Source organism: Streptomyces lasiicapitis, assembly GCF_014646335.1.
Lineage (GTDB): Bacteria > Actinomycetota > Actinomycetes > Streptomycetales > Streptomycetaceae > Streptomyces > Streptomyces lasiicapitis.
In genome coordinates this window covers 1-1,512 of the sequence record NZ_BMNG01000042.1, presented here as the reverse complement: position 1 = coordinate 1,512, position 1,512 = coordinate 1, and the positions used below count along the sequence as shown (strand labels likewise).

Genomic DNA, 1,512 nt, shown 5'->3' with positions numbered 1-1,512 from the left:
ACATGGTGATCCTGCTGCACCGCGAGGACGCGTACGAGAAGGAGTCACCGCGCGCGGGCGAAGCCGACCTCATCGTGGCCAAGCACCGCAACGGGCCCACCGCGACGATCAGCGTGGCCTTCCAGGGCCACTACAGCCGCTTCGTCGACATGGCCGAGGAGGACGCGTGATGACCCAGCCCGACTTCACCGCGATCGACTCACTGCTTGCGGCCGCCGCCGAGCCCACCCCGCTGCCTTCTGCAGAGCGGCGGCGCGCGCTGCGCGAGGCGCTCGGCCTGTCCCGGGCCCAGGTGGCCCGCGCCCTCTCCGTGAGCCCCAGCACGGTCGGAGGCTGGGAAGCCGGCCGAGACCCCAGCGGCGAAATCCGGGCCCGCTACGCCTACTTCCTCCGGGGCGCCGAGGACAAGCTCCGCGCCCGCGAAGCCGCCGCCACGGAGCCCGCGCCCGAGGCGGACGAGCGCCTCCTGGAGGCGGAGCCGAGCAGCAGCTCACCGGCGGCGGACACGCAGGCCATTGACGACCAGGACGAGCTCGCCGAACCGCAGCCCTGCGTCCTGTGCGGAGCGCCCGCCCGTCACCAAGTCGCCAGCTACCCCCAGCACCTGGACCCCAGCGAGTGCTCTGCTACGCCCCCAGACGGGCCCACAATGCCCTCAGAAGCCTCCACAGGCCCCACGACCACCACGGCCTCGGGCCGTGGGCCGAAGATCGCTCAGCGGGCCGTACACGCCCGCCGGGGGCAAGGTGTGCCGATCATGCCCGCGGGACGGCGTGTTCAGGCGGCCTCGGACATGCCGGACCTGATCGGTACCGCGGTCGCGGCCGCGCTCGCCGAGCACGCCGGCGACGTCGACGCGGCGACCACCGCGTTGGTGAAGCGAGCGATCCCGGACGCGATGGCCTTGCTGGACGAGACCCGCAAGGGCGCCCGCTACGACGTCGTCGCCCACCCCTGGATCCCCGACGTCCTGCGCAAGCAGAGCGCGCGGGGCGCCGACCAGATCTGGGAGGCCCGCCCGAAGTGGACCCGCCCCGAACTGCCGCCCGGCCACCACGAGGTGACCGCGCTCGACATCAACGGCGCCTACCTCTCCGCGCTCAAGACGCACCTGCCGATCGGCCAGCTCGAGCACTCCACCGGCTTCGACCACAACCGGCGCCGCGCCGGCGTCCACCTGATCACCCCGCCCGACTGGGCCCACGAGGACGTGCTGCCCAACCCCCTGGGCAACCGCGACGAGCCCGGCCCGCTGTGGGTCACCGAACCGACGCTGCGCCTGCTCCTACGCCTGTCGTCCCCAAAGTACGGGCTGTGCGAGGCGCCCCAGATCCACGAGTCCTACACCTCCGGCGCGACCGAGAACCTGCTGGAGAAGTTCCGCATCGCCCTCAAGGACGCCCGCGACCGGGCGATCGCCGACGAGGACGAGGTCACCCTGGAGTACGTGAAGGCGATGTACTCGAAGTTCGTCTCCACGATGGGGGAGTCGAACTACAACCGCGAGCTCTA

General features: G+C 71.9%; 2 protein-coding genes. Both read left to right on the top strand.

Features of this window, described 5'->3' with window-relative positions:
• A partial coding sequence (locus IEY91_RS41430) for a DnaB-like helicase C-terminal domain-containing protein (protein WP_306309963.1) occupies positions 1-170 on the top strand: 170 nt, incomplete at its 5' end.
• The coding region (locus tag IEY91_RS41425; protein ID WP_189177907.1) for a helix-turn-helix domain-containing protein at positions 170-1,512 on the top strand (1,343 nt) is incomplete at its 3' end. The genes IEY91_RS41430 and IEY91_RS41425, both read left to right, overlap by 1 nt.